Source organism: Pseudomonas sp. UYIF39, from assembly GCF_029963765.1.
Lineage (GTDB): Bacteria > Pseudomonadota > Gammaproteobacteria > Pseudomonadales > Pseudomonadaceae > Aquipseudomonas.
The window spans coordinates 18,179-35,228 of sequence record NZ_JALBYU010000018.1; the positions used below are offsets into that span (position 1 = coordinate 18,179).

General features: G+C 60.6%; 16 protein-coding genes. 7 read left to right on the forward strand and 9 right to left on the reverse strand.

Annotated features, from left to right (window positions below):
• Positions 1-29: 29 nt before the first annotated feature.
• From MO767_RS21520 to MO767_RS21540, 5 genes are all read left to right on the forward strand, one after another.
• Positions 30-1,796, forward strand: coding sequence for an ATP-binding protein (locus tag MO767_RS21520; RefSeq protein WP_282482144.1), 1,767 nt, complete (start codon positions 30-32; stop codon positions 1,794-1,796).
• Complete coding sequence (locus MO767_RS21525; RefSeq protein ID WP_282482145.1) at positions 1,790-3,115, forward strand: sigma-54 dependent transcriptional regulator; 1,326 nt, start codon at positions 1,790-1,792, stop codon at positions 3,113-3,115. Before MO767_RS21520 ends, MO767_RS21525 begins: the two co-directional genes overlap by 7 nt.
• Positions 3,116-3,289: 174 nt before the next feature.
• Positions 3,290-4,609, forward strand: coding sequence for an MFS transporter (locus MO767_RS21530; protein ID WP_282482146.1), 1,320 nt, complete (start codon positions 3,290-3,292; stop codon positions 4,607-4,609).
• A 196-nt stretch (positions 4,610-4,805) separates the two neighbouring features.
• A complete protein-coding gene (locus MO767_RS21535; protein WP_282482147.1) occupies positions 4,806-4,997 on the forward strand; it encodes a hypothetical protein in 192 nt (63 codons plus the stop codon).
• Between the two features lie 252 nt (positions 4,998-5,249).
• Positions 5,250-5,879, forward strand: coding sequence for a flavin reductase family protein (locus tag MO767_RS21540; protein WP_282482148.1), 630 nt, complete (start codon positions 5,250-5,252; stop codon positions 5,877-5,879).
• Here MO767_RS21540 and MO767_RS21545 read toward each other — a convergent pair whose 3' ends face one another.
• Both MO767_RS21545 and MO767_RS21550 read right to left on the reverse strand, forming a co-directional pair.
• Positions 5,880-6,110 carry a hypothetical protein gene (locus tag MO767_RS21545; RefSeq protein ID WP_056741355.1) on the reverse strand — a complete coding sequence of 77 codons (231 nt, stop codon included), beginning with the start codon at positions 6,108-6,110 and terminating at the stop codon, positions 5,880-5,882.
• A gap of 41 nt (positions 6,111-6,151) precedes the next feature.
• Entirely contained in the window at positions 6,152-6,505 is a 354-nt protein-coding gene (locus MO767_RS21550) for an antibiotic biosynthesis monooxygenase family protein (protein ID WP_046049698.1), read from the reverse strand.
• A gap of 335 nt (positions 6,506-6,840) precedes the next feature.
• Between MO767_RS21550 and MO767_RS21555 the strand changes: the two genes are divergently transcribed.
• Positions 6,841-7,770 carry an AraC family transcriptional regulator gene (locus MO767_RS21555; protein WP_282482149.1) on the forward strand — a complete coding sequence of 310 codons (930 nt, stop codon included), beginning with the start codon at positions 6,841-6,843 and terminating at the stop codon, positions 7,768-7,770.
• A gap of 153 nt (positions 7,771-7,923) precedes the next feature.
• Here MO767_RS21555 and MO767_RS21560 read toward each other — a convergent pair whose 3' ends face one another.
• The 6 genes from MO767_RS21560 to MO767_RS21585 all read right to left on the reverse strand — a co-directional run bounded on the left by MO767_RS21560 (position 7,924) and on the right by MO767_RS21585 (position 15,307).
• Entirely contained in the window at positions 7,924-8,979 is a 1,056-nt protein-coding gene (locus MO767_RS21560; RefSeq protein WP_111451947.1) for an ABC transporter ATP-binding protein, read from the reverse strand.
• A gap of 15 nt (positions 8,980-8,994) precedes the next feature.
• A complete protein-coding gene (locus tag MO767_RS21565) occupies positions 8,995-9,843 on the reverse strand; it encodes an ABC transporter permease (protein ID WP_129437940.1) in 849 nt (282 codons plus the stop codon).
• Entirely contained in the window at positions 9,840-10,748 is a 909-nt protein-coding gene (locus MO767_RS21570) for an ABC transporter permease (RefSeq protein ID WP_282482150.1), read from the reverse strand. The genes MO767_RS21565 and MO767_RS21570 overlap by 4 nt, the downstream gene beginning before the upstream one ends.
• A gap of 142 nt (positions 10,749-10,890) precedes the next feature.
• The gene (locus MO767_RS21575; RefSeq protein ID WP_129437944.1) at positions 10,891-11,994 is read right to left on the reverse strand and encodes an extracellular solute-binding protein; all 1,104 of its coding nucleotides are present in this window, start codon (positions 11,992-11,994) and stop codon (positions 10,891-10,893) included.
• A 218-nt stretch (positions 11,995-12,212) separates the two neighbouring features.
• Positions 12,213-13,661: an aldehyde dehydrogenase family protein gene (locus MO767_RS21580; protein WP_282482151.1), complete on the reverse strand. Its 1,449-nt coding sequence runs from the start codon at positions 13,659-13,661 to the stop codon at positions 12,213-12,215.
• Between the two features lie 8 nt (positions 13,662-13,669).
• Positions 13,670-15,307: a 5-guanidino-2-oxopentanoate decarboxylase gene (locus tag MO767_RS21585; protein ID WP_282482152.1), complete on the reverse strand. Its 1,638-nt coding sequence runs from the start codon at positions 15,305-15,307 to the stop codon at positions 13,670-13,672.
• A gap of 159 nt (positions 15,308-15,466) precedes the next feature.
• Here MO767_RS21585 and MO767_RS21590 point away from each other — a divergent pair, with 159 nt between their 5' ends.
• Complete coding sequence (locus MO767_RS21590; protein ID WP_282482153.1) at positions 15,467-16,348, forward strand: LysR substrate-binding domain-containing protein; 882 nt, start codon at positions 15,467-15,469, stop codon at positions 16,346-16,348.
• A 63-nt stretch (positions 16,349-16,411) separates the two neighbouring features.
• Here MO767_RS21590 and MO767_RS21595 read toward each other — a convergent pair whose 3' ends face one another.
• Positions 16,412-17,026 carry an NAD(P)-dependent oxidoreductase gene (locus MO767_RS21595; protein WP_282482154.1) on the reverse strand — a complete coding sequence of 205 codons (615 nt, stop codon included), beginning with the start codon at positions 17,024-17,026 and terminating at the stop codon, positions 16,412-16,414.
• Positions 17,027-17,050: the final 24 nt, after the last annotated feature.

Genomic DNA, 17,050 nt, shown 5'->3' on the forward strand with positions numbered 1-17,050 from the left:
GCCCCGACCTTTATGCGTTTGCGACAAGCATGCTGCCGACCTCTCGTACCCTGCGTCTGACGTTGTACACCTTGCTGATCCTCGCCGGTGCCGTGCTGGTGGCAGGGCTTGCCATGCGCCACGCCGAACGCCAGGCCCTGGTCGAAGACGCCGCCCGCGCCAATCAGCAATTGGCGCTCTACGCCAACTCCCTGCACACCCTGATCGACCGCTACCGCGCCCTGCCCGCCGTGCTCGCGCTGGACCCGGAGCTACGCGCTGCGCTCAATGGCTCGGTATCCGCTGAACAGCAGGACGCACTGAACCGCAAACTGGAAAAGATCAACGGCGCGGCGCAATCCTCGACCCTGGAACTGCTCGACCGCACCGGCCTCGCCGTGGCAGCCAGCAACTGGCGTTTGCCCAGCAGCTACGTCGGCCACAACTACGGTTTTCGCCCCTACTTCAGCCAGACCCGCACCCAGGGCACCGGGCGCTTTTACGCGGTGGGCGTGACCAGCGGCATTCCCGGTTACTTCCTGTCCAGCGCGGTCACCGGTGACGACGGCCAGTTCCTCGGCGCCATGGTGGTGAAACTCGAATTTCCGGAACTGGAGCGCGAGTGGCGTCAGGGCAGCGACACGCTGTTGGTCAGCGATGCTCGTGGGATTATCTTCATCGCCAACCAGCCGGGCTGGCGCTATCGCTCGTTGAAGCCGCTGAGTGACAGCGATCACGCCGAACTCAAGGCTACCCGCCAATACGACAAACAACCGCTGACACCGCTCGAGTATCAATCGGTGCGGCGCTTCGACGACAACAGTGACCTGACGCGGGTCGTGGGCCCTGACGGGACGGCGAATTACCTGTGGGAATCGCTACCGCTGAGCACTGAAGGCTGGACGTTGCACCTGCTGCGCCGCCCGCAAGTCGCGTTCGAAGACAGCCGCAACGCCGGGCTCGCCGCCGCCGGGTTGTGGCTGGCCGTGGTGTTTCTGTTGCTGTTCCTCAATCAGCGCTGGCGTCTGGCCAAACTGCGCCAGCGCAGTCGTGAAGAGCTCGAGCAACTGGTGGAAGAGCGCACTCGCGACCTGCGCACCGCTCAGGACGGTCTGGTGCAATCGGCCAAACTCGCCGCGCTCGGCCAGATGTCTGCCGCGCTGGCCCATGAAATCAACCAGCCGCTGACCGCCCAGCGCATGCAACTGGCTACTTTGAGGCTGCTGCTCGATCACGGCCGAGTCGATGACGCCTACAAAGCACTCAGACCGGTGGATGAGATGCTGACGCGCATGGCCGCCCTCACCGGTCACCTGAAAACCTTCGCCCGCAAAAGCCCCAGCGGTTTACGTGAACGTCTGGACCTGGCGGCGGTGGTCGACCAGTCGTTGCAGCTGCTCGACGCGCGTTTGCGTGACGAACAGGTCAGCACCGTGCTGCACCTGACACGTCCGGCCTGGGTGCGTGGCGATGCGATTCGCCTGGAGCAGGTGCTGATCAATTTGCTGCGCAATGCCCTGGACGCCATGCAGGACAAACCCTGCAAACGCCTGGAAATCCGTCTCGAAGCCGACGAACAACTCTGGCGCCTGACCGTCGCCGACAACGGTGGCGGCATTGCCGAAGAGCACTTGGCGAATGTGTTTGATCCGTTCTTCACCACTAAACCGGTGGGTGATGGCCTGGGCCTCGGGCTGGCCGTATCCTTTGCCATCGTTCACGAATCGGGCGGACGCCTGAGTGCCGACAATCATGCAAACGGCGCGGTGTTCACCGTGACCTTGCCCATCGACCTGGAGGCTCCTGGCTCATGCTGAATTCAGTGATGGTGGTCGACGACGAAAGCAGTATTCGCAGCGCCGTCGAACAATGGCTGAGCCTGTCGGGCTTTGAAGTGCAATTGTTCAGCCGCGCCGATGAATGCCTGGCGCAGCTGCCGAAGCATTTCCCCGGGGTGATCCTCAGCGACGTGCGCATGCCGGGCATGACCGGCCTGGAACTGCTGGCCGAAGTTCAGCGCCGCGATGCCGACTTGCCGGTGATTCTGCTGACCGGTCACGGCGATGTGCCGATGGCGGTCGAAGCGATGCGCGATGGCGCTTACGACTTCCTCGAAAAACCCTTCAGCCCCGAAACCCTGCTTGGCAGTCTGCGTCGTGCGCTGGACAAGCGGCGGCTGGTGCTGGAAAACCGCGCCCTGCACGAGCAGGCAGACAACCGCGCCAAACTCGATGCGACGCTGCTGGGCGTGTCCCGTGGTTTGCAGACGCTGCGTCGGCAAGTGCTGGACCTGGCGACGCTGCCGGTCAATGTGTTGATTCGTGGTGAAACCGGCAGCGGCAAGGAATTGGTTGCCCGTTGTCTGCACGACTTCGGTCCGCGTGCCGACAAACCGTTTGTGGCATTGAACTGTGCGGCGATCCCAGAGCAGTTGTTCGAGGCCGAGCTGTTCGGTCACGAGAGCGGCGCGTTCACCGGCGCCTCGGGCAAACGCATCGGCAAGCTCGAATACGCCGATGGCGGCACGCTGTTTCTCGATGAAATCGAAAGCATGCCATTGACCCAGCAGGTGAAATTGCTGCGGGTGTTGCAGGAGCAGAAGCTGGAGCGGTTGGGCTCCAATCAGAGCATCCGCGTGGATCTGCGAATCATCGCCGCGACCAAACCCGATTTGCTGGACGAAGCCCGGGCCGGACGTTTTCGCGAGGACCTGGCCTATCGATTGAACGTGGCAGAGTTGCGACTGCCACCATTGCGCGAGCGGCGTGAAGACATTCCACTGCTGTTCGAGTCGTTTGCGCAAAATGCCGCCGAGCGTTTGGGCCGCACGTTTCCACCGCTTAGCGGCCCGCAGTTGAGCCACCTGCTGAGCCATGACTGGCCGGGCAATGTGCGCGAATTGGCGAACGTTGCCGAGCGGCAAGTGTTGGGGCTGGGCGAGCCAGAACCGATGGGGATTGATCCTGGGCAATCGCTGGCGGCGCAGCAGGAAGCGTTTGAAGCGCATTGTTTGCGCGCGGCGTTGACCCGGCATAAGGGCGATGTGAAAGCAGTGCTTGAAGAGCTGCAACTGCCGCGCCGGACGTTCAATGAAAAGATGCAGCGGCATGGCCTGACCCGCGAGATGTTTGTGTAATCGACCGTCGGCGATTTTCCGCTCACACCCAGCCCTGCATAAGCGGATTTCCGCTCACAAAATCCCCGCACCCCCTCTAAACCGGCCCTCCTCCCCTTGGCACAGCTCCTGCTATAGCCCAAGCAGGCTGCGTTTCAACGCGCTCCACAAAAACAATTAAATGAAGGATCCGTCATGGATAACTCACAAGCCCTGCCTCTTGGGTCGGCAGCTTCGCCTGCCAAAGAAAGAACCACTGCCAGTCGCATCAAATCGATCTTCAGCGGCTCTGTCGGCAACATGGTCGAGTGGTACGACTGGTACGTCTACGCCGCCTTCTCTCTGTACTTCGCCAAGGCCTTTTTCCCCAAAGGCGACACCACCGCCCAACTGCTGAACACCGCCGCGATCTTCGCCGTGGGCTTCCTTATGCGCCCGATCGGTGGCTGGTTGATGGGCCTCTACGCCGACAAGGCCGGTCGCAAGAAAGCACTGATGGCTTCGGTGTATCTGATGTGTTTCGGCTCGCTGCTGATTGCCCTGAGCCCTGGTTATGAAACCATTGGCATTGGCGCACCGATCCTGCTGATTTTCGCCCGCCTGCTGCAGGGCTTGTCGGTCGGTGGCGAGTACGGCACTTCGGCAACGTACCTCAGCGAGATGGCGACCAAGGAACGTCGCGGCTTCTACTCCAGCTTCCAGTACGTAACGCTGATCTCCGGCCAGCTCATCGCGTTGGCGGTGCTGATCGTGCTGCAACAGACCCTGACCACCGAGCAGCTCTACGCCTGGGGCTGGCGCATCCCGTTCGCCATCGGCGCGCTGTGTGCCGTGGTCGCGCTGTACCTGCGACGCGGCATGGAAGAAACCGAGTCGTTCTCCAAGAAAGAGAAGGCCAAGGAAAGCGCGATGCGCACCTTGATGCGCCATCCGAAGGAACTGATGACCGTGGTCGGCCTGACCATGGGCGGCACCCTGGCGTTCTACACCTACACCACGTACATGCAGAAATACCTGGTGAACACCGTCGGCATGAGCATCTCCGACTCCACCACCATTTCCGCTGCCACGCTGTTCCTGTTCATGTGCCTGCAACCGATCATCGGCGGCTTGTCGGATAAAGTCGGTCGCCGGCCGATCCTGATTGCGTTCGGTATTCTCGGAACGCTATTCACCGTACCGATCCTGACCACCCTGCACACCGTGCAGACCTGGTGGGGCGCGTTCTTCCTGATCATGGCGGCACTGATCATTGTCAGCGGCTATACCTCGATCAACGCGGTGGTCAAAGCCGAACTGTTCCCGACCGAGATTCGTGCGCTGGGCGTTGGTTTGCCGTACGCGCTGACCGTGTCGATCTTCGGCGGCACCGCTGAATACATCGCACTGTGGTTCAAGAGCATCGGCATGGAAACCGGTTACTACTGGTATGTCACTGCGTGTATTGCCGTGTCGTTGCTGGTCTACGTGACCATGAAAGACACCCGCAAACATTCGCGGATCGAGACGGACTGACAGTTACATTGATGGTGGCTGTGATGGCCCCACCTCGGTTTCAAGTCGCCCCCCTCCAGCAGATAACGATCGGTTAATGCCCCCGCAGCATTCTGCAGCTGACCGCATCCAAATCAACGTGACGCACGTATATCCGTTACAGGCCCTGAATCAGCGCCTGAACGTATTCACCGCGAACGAGCCTGGAGTACCTATCATGAAAATCCAACTGATCCTCGCCCTGACCCTTTCCGTATTGGCCGCCAACACCTTCGCCGCTGATGGTTATGACAAAACCGGCTCGGCCTATTTCTCCTCCGAAGCCAGCGCCTCCGTCGAACGCGCTCATTCTGATACCTATGCCGCTGACGGTTTCGACAAAACCGGAACTGCAGAAGCTATTGGCTGATAACCGGAGGAATGTTCACAGCCCGGCTTCGGCCGGGCTTACTCGTTTCTGGAAGAACACAAATGCCGAACCAACACACAACCCTGTGGGAGCGAGCTTGCTCGCGATAGCGTTCGGTCAGTCGACATCAATGATGAATGTCAGACCGCAATCGCGAGCAAGCTCGCTCCCACATTGATCGAAGATGGACTGGAATTATGCCGCAGGCCCTTGCACCATGACCGCCTCCCGAGCCCCCCAGGAATTTACGCCATGCCCGACGACATCCATTTCTACGAACCCGCCAACGGCCACGGCCTGCCGCATGACCCGTTCAATGCCATCGTCGGCCCGCGTCCCATCGGCTGGATTTCCTCCCAGGATGCCGATGGCCGCCTGAACCTGGCGCCTTACAGCTTCTTCAACGCGTTCAACTACATTCCGCCAATCATTGGTTTTTCCAGTGTCGGGCGTAAAGACAGCCTGAATAACATCGAGCGAACCGGCGAATTCGCCTGGAACCTGGCGACCCGGCCACTGGCCGAGCAGATGAACCAGTGCTCTGCCATGGTCGGGCCTGAGGTCAACGAGTTCGAGCTGTCCGGGCTAAACCCGGCAGCGTCGAAAATCATTCAGGTGCCGCGCGTCGCCGAAAGCCCGGTGTCCTTCGAGTGCAAGGTCACGCAGATCATTCAGTTGCAGCGGGCCGACGGGAATGTGGTGCCGAGCTGGCTGATACTCGGCGAAGTGGTCGCCGTGCATATCGCCAAGTGGCTATTGAAGGATGGGGTGTACGACACCGCCGCGGCAGAACCGATCCTGCGCGGCGGCGGGCCAGCGGATTATTTCCAGCTGGGGCCTGAGGCGTTGTTCAAGATGTATCGCCCGGGGGCGGTCAAGTAATTACCAGATCAGGTCGCCGTCTTCGCTGACGTCTTTGAGGTGCGTCAACTGCAGCGCGGCGGCTTCATCGGCCTCGCGGGCAGTTTTGAAGGTCTGTTCTTCGAGCAGCTTGTGAAAGCGCGGTGCACCCGAACCACCGATGGCTTTGGTGGCGATTGCGGCGTGATAACCGCCCTCGCGGGGTACTACGGCAGATACGGCTTCGAAGGTTTCAAAGGCTTTGCGTGCCATGTCGTGGATCCTGGCTGATTGAGAGTTGAGCCATTAAACCCTCAACCGGCCATTTTGTGTACCCACGACTGGGACTGCCCCAGCGCCTGGGCGGCCGACACGTCCTTGAAGGTATGAAAATCCAGGCTGTTGACCACCAGGTCTTGCACCAACCCGGCAAAGATCTGCATGGCCGGGGTGCTGAAATAAGCGGTCATGGCCTGCTGGTTCATCCAGAAACCGGACACCAGCCACAACTCCGGATCGCACTGCGAATGCTGCAGGGCAAAATTCAGGCAACCCGGTGCGCTGCGGGACGGCTCGATCAAGGCGCTCAGGCGCGCACCGAGTTCCGCCGAACGCCCGGCGCGGGCGCGGACAAAAGCCATATGACTGACGGGGATCTGCGTAGACATGTTCAACCCTCCCAGGTACTCGAGTGGCAGCCGTGGGACGGGCTGCGACAGGATCCAAGGTTAAGCGCGCCGGCGGAAGCGCGGTTAGTCGATTCCTGCCGGCTTGTTGCACAATCCTGCGCGGCGTCTCGAAAAACCTGTAACAACCTGCCAAGACCTTCGTGCCAATGAAACAGGGCTTTCAAGCAAGTTTTCCCTGGGTTGCCCTGTCATTGAGGTGCCGTAAATTCACTCCGTGCAGAATCAGGCAAGGTTGAGGCAGGATGTGTCTACCGCTTCGTCTTGCACAAACTTAAGCTCGCCTCATTACTGACGCCCCACCGAGGATGCCTTGCATGTCGTCGCTCGATCATTTCCAAGCCCCGCTGGACGCCGACATGGAGAAACAGCGCGCGGAACTGGCCGCTATCATCCGCCGTAACACGGCGGAGGATGGCACTTATGCCACTGCCGTCGGCTCGCTCTTCATGTCTCGCCATAGCAACTCCCATGAGTTTGCCCCGGTACTGGCGCAACCCGCGCTGTGCATCATGGCGCAGGGCCGTAAAGAGGTCAGGCTGGCCGATGAATACTTCAATTACGATCCGCTGAATTACCTGGTGGTGTCGGTTTCGATGCCACTGAGCGGGCGCGTGGTGAATGTCACGTCTGAAGAACCGATCCTCGCGGTGCGGCTGGATATCGACCCGGCGGAAATCACCGCGCTGATTGCCGACGCCGGTCCTCTCGGTGTGCCCACCCGGCCGACGGGACGCGGCTTGTATGTTGAACGGATCGACACCGCGATGCTCGACGCCGTACTGCGTCTGGCGCGATTGCTGGACGCCCCGAAAGACATCGCCATGCTCGCACCACTGATTCGCCGGGAAATTCTGTATCGGCTATTGCGCAGCCAGCAGGGTCATCGGCTGTACGAAATCGCTATTGCCAACAGCCATAGCCATCGCATCAGCCAGGCGATCAAATGGCTCAACGGCAACTATGAACAGCCGCTGCGCATCGATGATCTGGCGAAGGAAGTGAACCTGAGCGTGTCGACGTTGCATCACCGGTTCAAGGCGATGACGGCGATGAGTCCGTTGCAGTATCAGAAGCAACTGCGCCTGCAAGAAGCGCGGCGGTTGATGCTGGCGGAAGGGTTGGAGGCTTCGGCAGCGGGGTATCGGGTGGGGTATGAAAGCCCTTCGCAATTCAGCCGGGAGTACAGCCGGTTGTTTGGGGCTCCGCCGTTGCGGGATCTAGCGCGGTTGCGGTTGACGGTTTGAGCTGATTTTTGTGCTGGTTTTGCCGGCCCCATCGCGAGCAGGCTCACTCCCACAGTGGATCTCCTGTGAACACAGAATTTGTGAACACCAAAGATCAAATGTGGGAGTGAGCCTGCTCGCGATGGGGCCAGCAAGGCTGGCATCAAATCCGGATCAGGCGCCGAGTACTCGGCACGCCTCAGCCGGCAACGTCACCGACACCGGATTGCCAATGCTCAACCCAAACCCCTGACACGGCGTACTCAACGCCGTAAACGACACCCCGGAACACTCCACTGTCGTCTCAATCGTCGCGCCAATATCACGCACGAACGTCACCTTGCCGAGCAACCGATTACCCGCCGTCGCCTGAGGATGCGACAGTTGCAGGTCCTCAGGACGAATCAGCATCTTCACTTTCTCACCCACCACGATGCTGCTGCAGATCGGCACTTCCAGCGCATCGCCACCCGGCAGCCCAATCTTGCCGTTGCCCAGCGCGGTGGCCGGGAAGATATTGCCCGAGCCGATAAAGTCCGCGACAAATTCATTGGCCGGGTGACGATAGATTTCAATCGGCGTGCCCACTTGCTGCACCCGATGTTCACCCAATACCACAACGATATCCGCCATGGTCATGGCCTCACGCTGGTCGTGGGTCACCATGATGGTGGTGATGTTCAAGCGTTGTTGCAGCTGACGAATTTCCACCTGCATCGATTCACGCAGCTTGGCGTCGAGCGCCGACAGCGGCTCATCCAGCAGCAGGATTTTCGGCCGCGAGGCAATCGCCCGGGCAATCGCCACGCGTTGACGTTGACCACCGGAGAGTTTGGCCACCGGACGATCAATCATCTCGCTCAGCTGAATCAGCTCGAGCAACTCCACCACCCGCGCCTGCTGATCAGCCTTGCTGACGCCACGCAGTTTCAGCGGATAGGCGATGTTCTCCCCCACCGTCATGTGCGGGAACAACGCCAGAGATTGGAACACCATGCCGAAGTTGCGCTGATGCGCCGGGGTGTGGCCGATGTCTTCACCGTCCAGGCGAATCTCGCCGCCACTCAGGGTTTCAAGCCCTGCGATCATTCGCAGCAACGTGGTTTTGCCGCAGCCCGAAGGGCCGAGGAAACACACCAGTTTGCCCTCAGGCAAATGCAGGTTCACATCCTTTACCGCGCAGGCCGAGCCGTAATGTTTCTCGACGTTTTCCAGAATCAGACCAGTCATGTTGCACCTCAAGAATCAGAACGAAACGCCACCTTCACCAACCAGCTTCTCCAACGCCCATATAAGGACGAAGTCGATCAGCACGATCAGCACGGCAAACGAGAAAACGGTAGGGTCGAGCGATGACACGGTGCGGCTGTACATCCAGATCGGCACGGTCATGACGTCGATGGTGTAAAGGAAGTAGGTCACGGTGAATTCGTTGAACGAGACGATGAACGCCAGCAGCATCCCCGCCAGAATCCCCGACTTCATCAACGGCACCACCACATCGATAATCGCCCGGGTCGGTGAAGCACCGAGCATCTGCGCGGCTTCTTCGACTTCGCTGCCAATGGAGAGCATCGCGGCGGTGCAGTTTTTCACCACGAACGGCAGCGCCAGGATCACGTGTGCAATCACCAGCCGCGAGGTGGTCATCTGGAACGGCAGGCTGTCGAACACCAGCAGCAACGCCAGGCCCAACACCACCATCGGAAACACCAGCGGCAGCGACATCAATTGCAGCGCCACGGCTTTGCCGCGGAACTCGCAACGGGTCAGGGCATAAGCGGCCGGCACCGCAATGATCGTTGCAAACACCATGGTCAGGCACGCCACCATCAGGCTGGTGGTCATGGCCTTGCCGAGGCTCAGCACATCGCTGGCATCCGGCGACACGAAGGTGTGCCAGGCAGCCTTGTACCATTGCAGGCTGTAGCTGCTCGGCGGGAAGTCGAGGTTCGACGCACCGCTGAACGACATCACGATCATGGTCAGGATCGGCAACACCGCCAGCAGCAGGATGAAGCCCGACAGGATGCCGGCAAACTTGCCGGTCTCGCCGGGCAGCAGCCCATAACGTTTCTTGATCAGGGTGCTCATTGGGAAGCCTCCAGCATGCGCCGACGACGGCCAGTGATGTATTCGGACAAGGTCATGATCGCAAGCGTGGTGACAATCAACACCACACCGGCAGCGGATGCGGCGGGCCAGTTCATCAGCGGGGCGATCTGGTCATGGACCATCACGGCCAGCATCGGCACGCGTCGGCCACCGAGCAGCAATGGCACCACAAAGCTGCTGGCGTTGTAGGCGAATACCAACGTCGCGCCCGTGATGATCCCCGGCATGCTCATCGGCAGCACCACCTGACGGAACACCTGCAAACGGCTGGCACCCAGGGTTGCAGCGGCTTCTTCATAAGTACGAGCGACGCCGCGCATGGCGCTGGCAATCGGCAGCACGGCCAACGGGAACGCGGTTTGCACCAGGCCCATCAGTACGCCGTTCTGGTTGTAGAGCAGCATGATCGGGCGCTTGATCAGGCCCAGGCCCATCAGCGCCTGATTGAGCATCCCGCCAGGTCCCAGAATCACCAGCCAGCCGTAGCTTTGCAGCAGCAGGTTGACCAGCAACGGCAGCAACACCGCGGCGAGGAAGATCCGTCGCACGAACGGTGAGGTCAGGCGAGACATGGTGTAAGCCACCGGGATCGCCAACACGACCGCAATCACTGCGCTGATCAGCGCCAGACGCAGGGTCAGCAACAAGGATTTGAGGTAATACGGTTCCAGCAGTTGGGCGTAACTGGCCAGGCTGAACCCGGTCCATTCCGCGCCTTTGGTGCCCACGCTCATGCGCAGAACCAGCAAGCTGGCGGCGATCAATACGCCCAGAAACAGCATCGACGGCGAGAGAAAAAACCAGGCACGCGTCGTCGGCGAAACACCCCGATTGGTGCGCACTGGAGCGACGGCGACCGGATGAGTCAGAGGTTGGTGTTCCATAGCAAGGGTCTCGTCAATGGCAGATCAGGAATATCTCGCGCCCGGCCCTGTAGGAGCTGCCGAAGGCTGCGATCTTTTGATCTTTTTCAGAGCCACCGAAGAGCAGGATCAAAAGATCGCAGCCTTCGGCAGCTCCTACGGATCAGGAAGAAAAGATTTCCGTGTAACGACGAATCCATTGGTCATGCACGGTGGCCAGGAAGGCGTTGTCGTGCATGATCGCCTTCTCGGTAATCTGCTCTGGCGTGAGGATGAACGGGCTCTTGCGCGCTTCGGCGGAGATGATCGCCTTGGCGTTGACCGGGCCGTTGTAGATGTCTTCAGCCATCTTGCCCTGCACCAAAGGGTCCAGAGAGTGGTTGATGAAGGCGTACGCCATGTCGGTGTCGCCCGGACGGTTCTTCGGCATCACCGATTGCATCAAGTCGGTGTAGAAACCTTCCTTCATGCCAAAGGTTGCACTCAGACCGTAGGCCGGATCGCGGATCTGTTTCGGGAAGAATGCCGGCGCGTACAGGCCGCCCATGTCCAGGGAACCGGTGCGGAACAGCTCGGCGATCTGGTTCGGGTTTTCACCCAGGGTTACCACGCGATCTTTCAGCTCGGCGAGTTTCTTGAAGCCCGGCTCAATGTTGTGTTCGTCACCACCGGCCAGTTTGGCGGCGATGATGATCAGGTCCATGGCCTCGGTCCAGTTTGGCGGCGGCAGGAAGATGTTCGGTGCCAAGTCCGCGTCCCACAGGGCGGCGTAGCTGTCCGGCGCTTCTTTCTGAGTGCGCGTGCTGTAGACCAGGCTGTTGCACCAGAGCAGGTAACCGATACCGTGGCCATTGGCGCCGGTGCGGTATTTTTCCGGTACATCGACCAGGTTCGGGATGCGGTTGAGATCGGGTTTTTCCAGCAGGTTGGCCGCGGCCAGACCTTCGGCGCCGACGCCTGCCAGGGTGATGATGTCGTACTGCGGACGATCACCGCCGGCCTTGAGTTTGGCGACCATTTCCGAGGTACTGCCGGTGCGGTCAGCGATGACCTTGCAGCCGTACTTGTCTTCGAAGGTCGCGGCGATGTTGCGCAGGGCTGCCAAGCCGGTGTCATCGGACCAGGTCAGCAAACGCAGGGTCTTGCCCGCAAAGCGTGTGTCGCTGGCGTTAGCCTTGATGAACGGCATGCTCATGGCGGCCGCTGCCACCGAGGCTACGCCCACGGTTTTGATGAATTGACGTCTGTTCAGATCATGCTCGCCCATTACGGACTCCCTTTGTTTTTGTAGGTATGAGGCTGGTCGCAACCGTTGCATCTGCGCCGCCAGATCTGCTCCAAGCCCCCGTATTCACGGGGTTTGCGCTGAGCCGACGGGTTCATCCTGAGGTCGTGCAAAAAACCTGACTATCGATAAAAACTCATTGAAGCCATGACGCCAGCGCATGCCTCATCACGAGGCATGCGCTGACCCTTTTCGAGCCGTCAGACCGCTCGAATCACGTGTTTGATTTCCTGGAAAGCCTGCAAACCCCACGGCCCCAATTCGCGGCCGATGCTGCTCTGTTTGTAGCCACCCCAAGCGGTCTGCGGGAAGATCACTTGCGGCGCGTTGATCCACACAAGCCCCGCCTGCAAAGCGTTGGCGACCCGATCTGCCGCTTCGGCGTCGCGGGTGACCACGCTGGCCACCAGACCGAACTGGCTGTCATTGGCCAAGGCAATCGCCTCGGCCTCGGTGGCAAAACTGCGTACGCAGATCACCGGACCGAAAATCTCTTCACACCACAGCGCACTGTCGAGGGGCACTTCGGTGAAAATCGTCGGCTGCAAAAAATAGCCGCGCGACAAGTCCGCCGGGCGATTGCCGCCGCAAACCAGCTTGGCACCAGCACTCAAACCACGATCGATGTGGCCCAGCACACGCTGGTATTGCGCCTGATTGACCAGTGCGCCCATTTCCACGTTCGGGTCGAACGGGTCGGCTACACGAATGGCTTCGGCGCGGGCCTTCAAACGGATGAGGAATTCGTCCGCCAGTTCATCGGCGATCAGCACGCGGCTGGTGGCCGAACACATCTGCCCGGCATTGTAGAACCCGCCGCCACAGGCCACTTCCACGGCCAGTTCGATGTCTGCGTCTTTGAGCACCAGCAGCGAGGATTTGCCACCCAGTTCCAGGCTCACGCCCTTCACGGTTTCTGCCGCACGTTGCATGACCTGCACACCGACCGCGTTGCTGCCGGTGAAGGAGATTTTGGCGATGCGCGGATCAGCGGACAACGGCGCGCCGACGGCCAGGCCGGTGCCGCAGACCAGGTTGAACACGCCTTTGGGCAGACCGGCTTCGGCGATGATCGTCGCCAGCTCCAGTTCCGGCAGCGGCGTGACTTCGGATGGCTTGAGCACCACGCAGCAACCGGCAGCCAGGGCTGGGGCGAGTTTCCAGGCGGTGGTGACCATCGGAAAATTCCACGGCACGATCAGGCCGACCACACCGCAGGGTTCGCGGCGCACACGAGCGCTGAAGTCGTCGGTTGGCAGCTCCACATTGCTGTCTTGCTTGGCATCGAGACCTTCGGCTAAACCTGCGTAGTACTCGAAGGTGGCGATCACGTCGTCGACATCGATGGCGGCTTCAAACAGCGGCTTGCCGTTGTTGCTCGACTGCAAATGCATCAACTGTTCGCGACCGGCCTGCACGCCCGCAGCAATTTTGCGCAGGATCGCACCGCGCTCGGCGCCGGTGGTTTTCGACCATTCCTTGAAGGCATTGGATGCGGCAGTGACGGCTTGATCGACTGCATGTTCATCGCCACCGTTCACGGTGGTCAACAGGGCTTCGGTCGCCGGGTTGATCACGCGCAGGTGTTCGTTGCCGGCGGACCATTGGCCGTCGATAAACAGGCCGTTGAGTGCCGTTGGGAAAGTCATGCGGAAAGTCATTTCGACACCGCCTTCATCCACACAGCCTGATCGATTTCAATCAGGGTCGGCCCCTGGCGATCGGCAGCTGCGCGCAGAGCGCTGCGCAGTTGCTCGACACCGCAGACGGCTTCGGCTGCACAGCCCAGCGCCTTGGCCACACCAATGAAGTCCGGGGTGTAGATGTCGACGCCAACCGGCTCGATGGCGCGGTTGACCATGTATTTCTTGATCTCTTCGTAGCCCTGGTTATTCCACAGCAGGACGATCACCGGGGTGCGCGCTTCAACGGCGCTGGCCAGTTCCGGCAAGGTAAATTGCAGGCCGCCGTCGCCGATCAGGCACACCACTGGAGGACGCGCGCCGTTTTCAACGCTGCCGCCGAGCCAGGCGCCAATCGCTGCCGGCAAGGCGTAACCGAGGGTGCCGTAACCGGTGGACGAGTTGAACCAGCGACGCGGGCGTTCCGGGTTGAACGTCAGGTTGCCGGTGTACACCGGTTGGGTCGAATCGCCGACGAAGACTGCGCTTGGCAGTTCGTGCAAGACGGTTTCCAGGAAGCGGGTCTGGGCCAGGGTCGGAGCATCCCAGGTGGCAGCCAGTTCGTCGCGCAAGCGTGCGGCACGGACCTGGCCCCAATCGTTACGGCGCTCGGCCAACGACTTGTGGGACAGCGCGCTCAGCAAGGACTGGGCAGCGTTACGGGAGTCGGATACCAGCGCCACTTGCGGCGGATAGTTGCGCACGGTCTGGTCCGGATCGATGTCTACGCGCAGCAGTGCGCCGGGAATTTCGAACCCACCGGCGAAGGTCACGTCGTAGTCGGTCTCGGCCAGTTCGGTGCCGATCGCCAACACCACGTCAGCTTCAGCCACCAAAGCGCGAGTCGCGACCAGGCTTTGGGTTGAGCCGATCAGCAACGGATGGTTGGATTCGAGCATGCCTTTGGCATTGATGGTCAGGGCTACCGGGGCGTCCAGCAGTTCGGCCAGTTCAGTCAACTCGGCCGCGGCATCGATGGCGCCGCCACCGGCGAGAATCAGTGGGCGCTTGGCACCGGCCAGCAGCGCGGTCATGCGGCTGATTGCGCTCGGCGAGGCACCGGCGCGGTCGATGTTCACCGGTACGCTGGCGAGCAGGTCATCGGCCTCTTCTACCAGCACGTCCAACGGAATTTCGATATGCACAGGGCGCGGACGGCCGGCCTGGAACAGTGCAAAGGCACGCGCCAGGACGCCCGGCAATTCAGCCGCCGACATCAAGGTGTGGGAGAACGCCGCAACACCGCCGACCAATGCGCTCTGGTTCGGCAGCTCGTGCAGCTTGCCGCGACCGCCGCCCAACTGGCTGCGCGATTGCACGCTGGAGATCACCAGCATCGGGATCGAGTCGGCGTAGGCCTGGCCCATGGCGGTGGTGATGTTGGTCATGCCAGGGCCGGTGATGATGAAGCACACACCCGGTTTGCCGCTGGTGCGAGCGTAACCGTCGGCCATGAAACCGGCGCCCTGTTCGTGACGCGGAGTGACGTGGTTGATGCTCGAACGGGCCAGCCCGCGATACAGCTCCACGGTGTGAACCCCGGGAATGCCGAACACCTGCTCAACCCCGTAATCTTCGAGTAACTTGACCAATACTTCGCCGCACGTCGCCATTTCTTTGCCCTTCTTGTTCGTTTGAGACGCCGGACCTGCGCAGTGTTTATGATGAGCGGGCAGGTCCAGGGATGGCCTCATTGGAACGGGCGACACGTAGCCGCAACAATGGATAAAAAGTCATACTAGCCATGTCCTCACGTCATACCTTGGATCCCAATGAAACGATTGCCTCCCCTGCCGGCGCTGCACACTTTTCTGATTACCGCGCAGTGCTGCAACTTCACCCGTGCCGCTGAACAGCTGTACATCACCCAAGGTGCGGTGAGTCGGCAGATCGCCGGGCTGGAAGAACATCTGGGTTATGAACTGTTCATTCGCCAGGCCCGGGGCCTCGACCTGACGGCCGAAGGACGGGAATGGCTGCCACGGGTCCAGCAGATTTTCGGCTTGATCGACGAGGCGGTGGAGCAGATCGGCGAGAAGCGCGAAACCCTGCAACTCAAGGCCCCGACGTGTGTCATGCGCTGGCTGTTGCCACGGCTGTTGCAGTGGCAAAGGGAGCGTCCGGATGTACCGGTGGAATTGACCACTACGGTCAAGCACGGTGTGGATTTTCATCGCGAGCAGTTCGATGCCGCCGTGGTGTATGGCGTGCCACCGGACACCTCGCTGGCGTCCCATCGGCTGTTTGACGAACAACTGACGCCGGTCTGTTCCAAGCCATTGCTCGAAGGTCCGGTGCCGCTACTGACGCCGGAGGATCTGGAGCAGCACATGCTGCTGCACCCGACCCGGGATGAACGGGACTGGAAGGCCTGGCTGGCCACCGCCGATATACGCTTGAGCAATGTCGGCAAGGGTCAGCATTTCGAAACGCTGGACCTGGCGATGTCGATGGCGTCCCAGGGGACAGGCGTGGCGATTGGAGATTGGTCGTTGATTGGCGATGATTTGAGTGCCGGGCGGCTGGTCATGCCGTTTGAATTGAAGGTAAAGACGGGGTTGGCGTATTACCTGGTTTTCCCGGAGAAACCGACACCTTCGCCGAAGTTACGCGAATTGATGGGATGGTTGGTGGAGCAGGCTCAGAGTCGCTGAGCCCTGAAGGTTTGGCGCACAACCCTGTGGGAGCAAACTCGCTCCCACAAGTTTTCCGTGAACTCAGTAGCCCACAGCAAACCGCTGCCGAGAATGCTTCGGCACTTCCACTTCATCGATCATCGCAATCGCATAATCGGCAAAAGTGATCCAGCTCCGCCCTTCGCTACTCACCAGCAAATCATTCTTGCCAACCCGAAACGTCCCCGTGCGTTCACCTTCGACAAACTCTGCCGACGGCGACACAAAGGTCCAGTCCAGCTGTTTTTCCTGCCGCAGGTTTTCCAGAAACAGCGCACCGGCACTGGCCTCAGCCTTGTACGCCTGCGGAAAACCCTCGCTGTCGATGACGCGGGTTCCGTCCGGCAGCAACAGCGAACCGGCACCGCCCACCACCAGCAGACGTTTCACACCAGCCTTCTGCACCGGCCCGATTACAGCGCTGGCAGGAAGCGTCGCGAAGTGCGCAGCGCTGATCACCACGTCATGGCCAGCGACCGCTGCTTGCAAGGCTTCAGCGTCGAGCGCATCCACATTTCTGCTGACCACACCGGCCCGCAGGCCGATCTTCGAGGTGTCGCGGGCGATCGCCGTAACGCTGTGACCACGGCGCAGGGCTTCTTCCAGCAGTTGGCTACCGGCATGACCGGTGGCACCAATGATTGCGATCTTGCTCATGACGTTCTCCAGTGTGGATCAGTG

Excerpts from the sequence above, each read along its gene's own strand:
- MO767_RS21520 (WP_282482144.1), top strand. The coding sequence starts at position 30 with ATGCTGCCGACCTCTCGTACCCTGCGTCTGACGTTGTACACCTTGCTG.
- MO767_RS21525 (WP_282482145.1), top strand. The coding sequence starts at position 1,790 with ATGCTGAATTCAGTGATGGTGGTCGACGACGAAAGCAGTATTCGCAGC.
- MO767_RS21530 (WP_282482146.1), top strand. The coding sequence starts at position 3,290 with ATGGATAACTCACAAGCCCTGCCTCTTGGGTCGGCAGCTTCGCCTGCC.
- MO767_RS21535 (WP_282482147.1), top strand. The coding sequence starts at position 4,806 with ATGAAAATCCAACTGATCCTCGCCCTGACCCTTTCCGTATTGGCCGCC.
- MO767_RS21540 (WP_282482148.1), top strand. The coding sequence starts at position 5,250 with ATGCCCGACGACATCCATTTCTACGAACCCGCCAACGGCCACGGCCTG.
- MO767_RS21545 (WP_056741355.1), bottom strand. The coding sequence starts at position 6,110 with ATGGCACGCAAAGCCTTTGAAACCTTCGAAGCCGTATCTGCCGTAGTA.
- MO767_RS21550 (WP_046049698.1), bottom strand. The coding sequence starts at position 6,505 with ATGTCTACGCAGATCCCCGTCAGTCATATGGCTTTTGTCCGCGCCCGC.
- MO767_RS21555 (WP_282482149.1), top strand. The coding sequence starts at position 6,841 with ATGTCGTCGCTCGATCATTTCCAAGCCCCGCTGGACGCCGACATGGAG.
- MO767_RS21560 (WP_111451947.1), bottom strand. The coding sequence starts at position 8,979 with ATGACTGGTCTGATTCTGGAAAACGTCGAGAAACATTACGGCTCGGCC.
- MO767_RS21565 (WP_129437940.1), bottom strand. The coding sequence starts at position 9,843 with ATGAGCACCCTGATCAAGAAACGTTATGGGCTGCTGCCCGGCGAGACC.
- MO767_RS21570 (WP_282482150.1), bottom strand. The coding sequence starts at position 10,748 with ATGGAACACCAACCTCTGACTCATCCGGTCGCCGTCGCTCCAGTGCGC.
- MO767_RS21575 (WP_129437944.1), bottom strand. The coding sequence starts at position 11,994 with ATGGGCGAGCATGATCTGAACAGACGTCAATTCATCAAAACCGTGGGC.
- MO767_RS21580 (WP_282482151.1), bottom strand. The coding sequence starts at position 13,661 with ATGACTTTCCCAACGGCACTCAACGGCCTGTTTATCGACGGCCAATGG.
- MO767_RS21585 (WP_282482152.1), bottom strand. The coding sequence starts at position 15,307 with ATGGCGACGTGCGGCGAAGTATTGGTCAAGTTACTCGAAGATTACGGG.
- MO767_RS21590 (WP_282482153.1), top strand. The coding sequence starts at position 15,467 with ATGAAACGATTGCCTCCCCTGCCGGCGCTGCACACTTTTCTGATTACC.
- MO767_RS21595 (WP_282482154.1), bottom strand. The coding sequence starts at position 17,026 with ATGAGCAAGATCGCAATCATTGGTGCCACCGGTCATGCCGGTAGCCAA.